Raw genomic sequence first — 6,417 nt, 5'->3', positions numbered from 1 at the left:
CGCTGCTCTGAAGTCCGCTCCACGAAAATAGGTTTCGGGGGCGACCGAAAGAACCGTCGCCCCCAACTTATCCACAGGTCTCACAGCGAGGACTCGCCTCTAACCCCTGGAGATCTCTATGTTATTCTGAATGTAATCGAAGGGCGCGTCGACTTTTCAACAGTCCGCCCACGGCCGCTTCGCCCTCGGGAATTCGTCCGCGAGCCTCCAGGGAATGCGGGTAAGAAATACGGCCCCACTGGACCGGCGCTCGGCTCGGCTCCTGCCAAGCACGCCGATCGAGGTGGGGGTGCAACCGTCGCGTCGAGGTCCATTGCATTGGAAGACAGATCGGCACAGCCGTCCCCCATACCGCCTCACAGAGCTCGGTAGCCCACAGCGCCCCTTGCGGGGCCACCCTTTGGAGGACTCGGTGCGGCGTCGGACCGCCCCGAGGACGAATCCGAGGTAGCACCGGGTGAGTCCGGGCGTCTATCCCCAACTGCGAAACCCGAACCAAGTATCGGTTTTCATTGGCATAAATTCAGTCCATTGCGCACTGCGAAACCGGCTTCGCGTCATCCGCGCTCAGACCCCCGGACACCAGGCACGAAAACTCCCGACGCCAATCGGTGATTTTCACGACGCGCCCTCGATTCCAGAGCAAAACCCGCTCATCTCGTCGTCAAGGGCTAAGTTGGCCTATTTTCCAGCTTTTTTTGAAACGCGAAGGTCGTCCAGTACACAGCTATCGGGTCGAGCCGATTTCATGGTCCGAGAATTTGCCCCCGGGGTCGCGGTCTGGGGTATGGCGAAGCGATGCCGTCGAGGATCCGGTTGACAGAGGGGGCACTCCTGGCGCAGCAGCCGGAGCGGTCGCGCCGGGCGGCGACGACCTCCGCGCGCGCCAGGGTCCTGGCGGCAGCGGCCGCGCTCTCGCTGACCGCGTCCGCGGGGCCCGCGGCGGCCGAGCGGTCGTCGCTGCCGCCGCAGCTCGCCTACGCCTACGGCGAGAACGAGACGCCCCGCGCCGCGGCCTTCGGCGGCGCGCTGCGCGCCCTCGGGAACGGGACGTCGGCCGTCTTCCTGAACCCGTCCGCGATGGTGGAGACCCGCGTCTACCACCTCCAGGGGCTCTTCCAGGGGAGCCCGGAGGCGGGCCGGCACACGTACGGCGGCGTCGTCGTCGACTCGGTCACGGGCAAGCTCGCGGGGGCGATCTCCTTCGTCGGGGGCTTCGTCGACGCCGAGGGGATCGACCGGCAGTCCCTCGATGCCCGGGTCGGCCTCGCCTACCCCATCACCGAGCGCTTCTTCGTCGGGCTCACCGGCCGCTACGCCAAGATCACGCAGGACGGGACGCCCCCCGCGGGAGGCCTCCACGACAGCAAGGGGGAAGACCCGGTCTCGGGCGGCTTGATCGAGAGGGAGGACGGGGACGTCGTCGGCCGGCACTCCTTCGTCAACGAGCTCACGTTCGACGCCGCGGTCACCGTCAAGCCGACGGACAACCTGTACATCGCGGCCGTCGGGCAGAACCTCTCGTACCCGGACCACGGGCTGCTCCCCACGACGATCGGCGGCGGCGTCGGGTTCGGCACCCCGGACTTCTCGATCGAGGTCGACGGGCTCGTCGATCTCAACTCCTACCGCGACGCCACGTACCGCCTCATGGCCGGCGGCGAGTACCTCGTCGCCGATCACTTCCCGCTCCGCGCCGGATACCGCTTCGACCAGGGCGCGGACCAGCACGCGCTGTCGCTCGGCGTCGCCTACGTGGGCACCCAGTTCTCGGTCGAGGGCGCCGTGCGCCGAGCGCTCGCCGGCGGCGGGCCCACCACGTTCGTGGTCGGGCTCTCGTACCACCTCGAGTCGAGCGGGCTGACCCGCGCGTCGTCCGACGGGCTCTAGCCTCATCTCCCCGGGGCGCCGCCCCGCTCCGCGGCCGCCCGGGTGCCGCGGCGCGTCCGGCGCGGAAGCGTCGAGGCCCGCCTCCCCCTTCTCGCCGCGGCGCGCCTGCTCTAGGTCGGCCCTGCGTGCTGTGCCTGACCCTACCGACCGATCCACGCTGGGCTGACGTGGCGCTCGCCGACCTGCCGGCGCTCCTGACCGACCACGCCCACTGCGAGATGAAGGCCGCGTCGAACGCGCTGTCCCTCGCCGCGCGCTGGCCGTCGATCCCGCGCCTCGCGAGGGCGCTCGTCGATCTCGCCGAGGAGGAGCTCCGGCACTTCCGCGCGCTCCTCGACGTGATCGAGCAGCGCGGCCTCGCGCTCGGCAAGCCGGAGACCGACGCCTACGCCAGCGAGCTGCGCAAGGCGGCGTCCAGCACCTGCGCGCGCAACGCGCGGGCCGCGCTCATCGATCGGCTGCTCGTCGGCGCGATCATCGAGGCCCGCTCCTGCGAGCGCTTCCGGCTGCTCGCCGACGGGCTCGCGGCGCGCGAGCACGAGCTCGCCGCGCTCTACGAGGAGCTCTTCGCGTCGGAGGCACGGCACTACCGGACCCTCGTCGACCTCGCCGTCGAGGTCGCCGGCGACGAGGACGCGACGCGCGGGAGGCTCGCCGAGCTCGCGCGCGCCGAGGGCGACATCGCCCGGCGGCTCGGGACGGCCGCCGCGGTGCACGGGTAGGTGCGCATGGACGTCGATCTGATCCGCCTCGATCGGGAGGTCGCCCGCGCGGCGCGCGCGTGGCGCGCGGCGCTCGACGACCTCACCCGGCGCGGCCCGACCCCGTCCGCCGCGGACCAGGACGGCGCGACCGCGGCGGAGGCGAGGGCGCGGCTCGAGAACCCGCTCGATCCGTTCCGGCGCGTCAGCGCGCGGACGACCTACCTCGAGCTCGCCGGCAAGGCCCCGAGCCTCGGCGCGGAGCTCGGGTACGCAGGCGAGCCAGAGGCCCCTGCGCCGGACCCGACCGGCCTCGCGGCCCCGCTCGCCGACTGGGTGCACACGCTCACGCTGGAGCGGGTCGTCTGGGCCGACCGCGTCCGGCTCGCCACGGCGTGGCACGCCGCATCGATCCTGATCGACGTGCCCGAGCCGGCGCGGATGTCGCCTCACGAGGCGCGGCTCAGGCTGCTCGCCGATCCGACCGACGCCGGACGGCAGACCTTCGCCGAGGTGCTCGCCCGCGGCGCCGGAGCGGTCGCCGACGCCGCGCGCATCCTCGTCGAGCGGCGGCACGAGGCGGCGCGCCGGCTCGACGAGGCGCGCCTCGCCGCCGTCGAGATCCCCTGCGACCCTCCGGGGGCCGCGCGCGGCGCCGCCGAGGCGCTGCTGCACCGGACCGAGCCGATGCTGCGGCCGGAGGCGACCTGGCACGGCGCGCTCGGCCGGGCCGTGGGGCGGGACGCCGCGTCGGGGTGGCCGGCGCGGCTCAGCCCGCGGTGGATCGAGGAGCTGTTCCGCGCGACGAAGCTCACCGAGGGCCTCGCGATCGATCTGGGGCCGCTGCCGCACCCGCTCGGCGCGGCCTCGTTCGCGCGCGCGCTCGCCCGCTTCGGCGCGGCGCTGTCGCGCGCCTCCGCGCGCGGGCCGTTCGCGCTCGCCCACGCGCCCGCCGATCTCCGGCGCGCGCGCCGCGCCGCGCTGTTCGGCGGCCTCGTCGCCGATCCCGTGTTCTGCGCCCGCGCGCTCGGGCTCGGCCGAGGCCGCGCGCTCGATCAGGCGCGCGCGACCGCACAGAGCTTCCTGCTGTCGCTGCGCCTCGACGCCGCGACCGTGTCGCTCGTGGGTCACGCCGGCCAGGACGGAGGCGGGCACGTGCTGCTCCGGGCCGCGCGCGATCGCAGGGATCGGTTCGAGGAGGCGACGGCGCGCGCGCTCGGCGCGCCGATCCCGGGGACGCTCGCCGGGGTCGTCCCGGCGCTCGAGCCCGACGCCGCCGTCCGGCTCGCCGGGGCGCTGCTCGCGGCGCGCGATCGGCGCGATCTGATCGAGCGCTTCGACGAGGACTGGTTCCGCAATCCGCGCGCGGCCGAGGCCCTGCGCGACGAGGACAGCGCGCCGCGCTCGCCCGCGTCGAGGCGCGCCGGCGCCGACGACCTCGAGGCGGGCCTCGGCGAGATGATGCGCTCGCTCGCGAGCTTGTAACGCCCCCGCGACGGCGAGCGCGGCGCCCCCTGAACGAGCGCGGCGCGGCGCGGAGAGGCGAGCCCGACCGCCCTGCCGAGATCCCTTCCAGCTTCGACTGACACGTGCTAGTGCCCGCGCGACGAAAACGCCCTCCCCCGGGGGCGCGCGGCAGCGAGCGGCTCCCGCTGCTCCGCCCTCGTCGCCGAACAAGCACCCGTGAATCCGAACGCCATGCACCCCCTTCTCGCGTCCGGCGCCATCGCCGTCGACTTCGATCTGACGTTCCTGGCGCAGGTCGTCCTGTTCTCGACGTTCATCGTCGTGCTCAAGCCGCTGCTGTTCGATCCGCTGCTCCGCGTCTTCGAGGAGCGCGAGCGGCGCACCGACGGCGCCAAGCGGGAGGCGCGCGAGATGGACGAGCGCGCAGGCGAGCTGCTCACCCGCTACGAGGCCGAGATCGAGCAGGTCCGGCGCGAGGCGGGGATCGAGCGGGAGCGCCTCCGCGCCGAGACCATGAAGGTCGAGGCGCAGATCATGGCCGAGGCCCGGGCCGAGACCGCCCGCATCCTCGAGGACGGCAAGGCGAAGATCGCGGCCGAGGTCGCCCGCATGCGCGGCGAGCTCGGCGCCGCCCAGCCCGCCCTCGCGGCGGAGATCGCCGCCAGCATGCTCGGCCGCGAGGTGCGCCAGTGAAGAAGCCGCTCCGCCGCTCCTCGATCGCCCTTGGCCTGACCGCGGCGCTCGTCACCGGCACCGCGCTGGCGCAGCAGCCTGCCGCGCAGCCCGCGCCTGCCGCGCAGCCCGCGATGCCGCCGGGGCACCCGCCGGTCGGCGCCGCCCAGCCCGGTCAGCCCGGCGCCGCCCAGCCGGGCGCGCAGGTGCCCGCCCGCCGCGACGTGCAGCCCGGCCGGCCGCTCGGGCCGGGCGGCCGCCAGCTCCCGCCGGGCCACGGGCCCCGGCCGCAGGGCGGCCAGCTCGGCCGCGCGCGCCCCGCGCCGCCGCCGGAGCCCACCGAGCACGCGTCGCACGGGGAGGAGCACTGCCCCGGCCACGGCCCGACCGACCCGCCGCCGCACGTCAACTGGTGGCAGGGCCTGATCGGCGTGAACAACGAGGCGGCCGCGAAGGGCGGCATCAACTCGCTGCTCTGGCGCTACCACAACGACAAGAACCCCTGCGACCCGAAGAACCAGCCGCCGCCGTTCCTGGCCTCGGTCCTGAACTTCGGGCTCCTCGCCTTCATCATCGTCCGCTTCGGGAGGAAGCCGATCGCCGAGGCGCTGAAGAAGCGCAAGCAGACGATCACGCAGGAGCTCGACAACGCCTCGCGCCTCAAGCGGGAGGCCGAGCGGCGGCTCGACGAGTACGAGGACAAGCTCACGCGGCTCGAGGAGACGCTCGCGGAGCTCAAGGCCGAGCACGCGGCGCAGGCCGAGCTCGAGAAGGCGCACGTGCTCGCCGAGGCGGAGCAGCGCCGCGTCCGGATGCGGCGCGACGCCGAGTTCCGCATCGAGCAGGAGCTCAAGGCGGCGCGCGCCATGCTCCTCCAGGAGGCGGTGCAGAACGCCGTCACGGCCGCCGAGGAGCTGCTGCGGCAGCGCGTCGGCCGGGACGACCTCGACCGGGTCAACGAAGAGTACCTGAAGGCCATCCCCGCGGCCGTCTCCGCCGGCGCCGCCCGCGGAGCCCAGACCACCGGAGCAGCGACATGAGCTACGAGGCCGTCGCCCGACGCTACGGGCGCGCGATCTTCGAGATCGGCAAGGAGACCGGGACCCTGGCGAACCTCTCCAGGGAGATCGGGGACGCGAGCGCGATGTACTCGGCGAGCGAGGAGCTCCGCCTGGTGCTCGACAACCCGCTCATCCCCGAGGCCCAGCGCGACGAGATGCTCGGCGAGCTCGGCGCCCGCGCCGGCTTCTCGGAGGTGACGAGGAACACGCTGCTGCTGCTCGCGCGGCGCCGGCGGCTCGCGGCGTTGCCCGAGATCGCCCGGCAGCTCGCGCTCCTCGTCGATCAGGACCAGAACGTCGCGCGGGCCGTGGTCACGAGCGCGGGCCCGCTGAGCGACGGTTACCTTGACCGCCTCCGGGCCGAGCTCGAGAGGTCGACCGGCAGGAAGATCTCGATCATCCACAAGCAGGATCCCTCGCTCATCGCCGGTGTGGTCACGCAGATCGGCGATCAGGTGATCGACGGCAGCCTCCGGACGCGGCTGTCGGCCTTCCGCGAGAACCTGCTCCGAACCTGAGGGGACGCGACCCCGCCCCCTGTTTCACGAGCGGTCGGGGCGCAGCGCGCGCTGCCCCCTCGACCTTGACGACGTAGATTTCGAAGCCCAAGCGTCTCCCGACAGAGG

Annotated in this window: 6 protein-coding genes; all 6 read left to right on the top strand. The window is 73.5% G+C overall.

Annotation, left to right across the window (positions count from 1 at the left end; translation table 11 throughout):
• The first annotated feature begins 816 nt into the window (after positions 1–816).
• The 6 genes from WME96_RS47455 to WME96_RS47430 all read left to right on the top strand — a co-directional run bounded on the left by WME96_RS47455 (position 817) and on the right by WME96_RS47430 (position 6,309).
• Positions 817–1,890, top strand: coding sequence for a hypothetical protein (locus WME96_RS47455; RefSeq protein ID WP_437288137.1), 1,074 nt, complete (start codon positions 817–819; stop codon positions 1,888–1,890).
• Positions 1,891–2,015: 125 nt separating this feature from the next.
• Complete coding sequence (miaE, locus tag WME96_RS47450) at positions 2,016–2,612, top strand: tRNA isopentenyl-2-thiomethyl-A-37 hydroxylase MiaE (RefSeq protein ID WP_437288136.1); 597 nt, start codon at positions 2,016–2,018, stop codon at positions 2,610–2,612.
• 6 nt (positions 2,613–2,618) lie between these two features.
• Positions 2,619–4,076, top strand: a complete 1,458-nt coding sequence (locus WME96_RS47445; protein ID WP_437288135.1) for a hypothetical protein — start codon at positions 2,619–2,621, stop codon at positions 4,074–4,076.
• A 213-nt stretch (positions 4,077–4,289) separates the two neighbouring features.
• Positions 4,290–4,751, top strand: coding sequence for an ATP synthase F0 subunit B (locus WME96_RS47440; RefSeq protein WP_437288134.1), 462 nt, complete (start codon positions 4,290–4,292; stop codon positions 4,749–4,751).
• Positions 4,748–5,770: a F0F1 ATP synthase subunit B family protein gene (locus tag WME96_RS47435; RefSeq protein ID WP_437288133.1), complete on the top strand. Its 1,023-nt coding sequence runs from the start codon at positions 4,748–4,750 to the stop codon at positions 5,768–5,770. The genes WME96_RS47440 and WME96_RS47435 overlap by 4 nt, the downstream gene beginning before the upstream one ends.
• Positions 5,767–6,309, top strand: a complete 543-nt coding sequence (locus WME96_RS47430; protein WP_437288132.1) for a F0F1 ATP synthase subunit delta — start codon at positions 5,767–5,769, stop codon at positions 6,307–6,309. Before WME96_RS47435 ends, WME96_RS47430 begins: the two co-directional genes overlap by 4 nt.
• Positions 6,310–6,417: the final 108 nt, after the last annotated feature.

It is taken from the genome of Sorangium sp. So ce406, assembly GCF_051474675.1.
Taxonomy (GTDB): domain Bacteria; phylum Myxococcota_A; class Polyangia; order Polyangiales; family Polyangiaceae; genus Sorangium; species Sorangium cellulosum_G.
Note: the sequence above shows the minus strand (reverse complement) of the source record. Positions and strands in the feature narration are given on the sequence as shown.

What these genes read in the sequence shown, in the direction of transcription:
- WME96_RS47430 (WP_437288132.1), top strand. Translation starts at nt 5,767, where the DNA reads ATGAGCTACGAGGCCGTCGCCCGACGCTACGGGCGCGCGATCTTCGAG.
- WME96_RS47445 (WP_437288135.1), top strand. Translation starts at nt 2,619, where the DNA reads ATGGACGTCGATCTGATCCGCCTCGATCGGGAGGTCGCCCGCGCGGCG.
- WME96_RS47440 (WP_437288134.1), top strand. Translation starts at nt 4,290, where the DNA reads ATGCACCCCCTTCTCGCGTCCGGCGCCATCGCCGTCGACTTCGATCTG.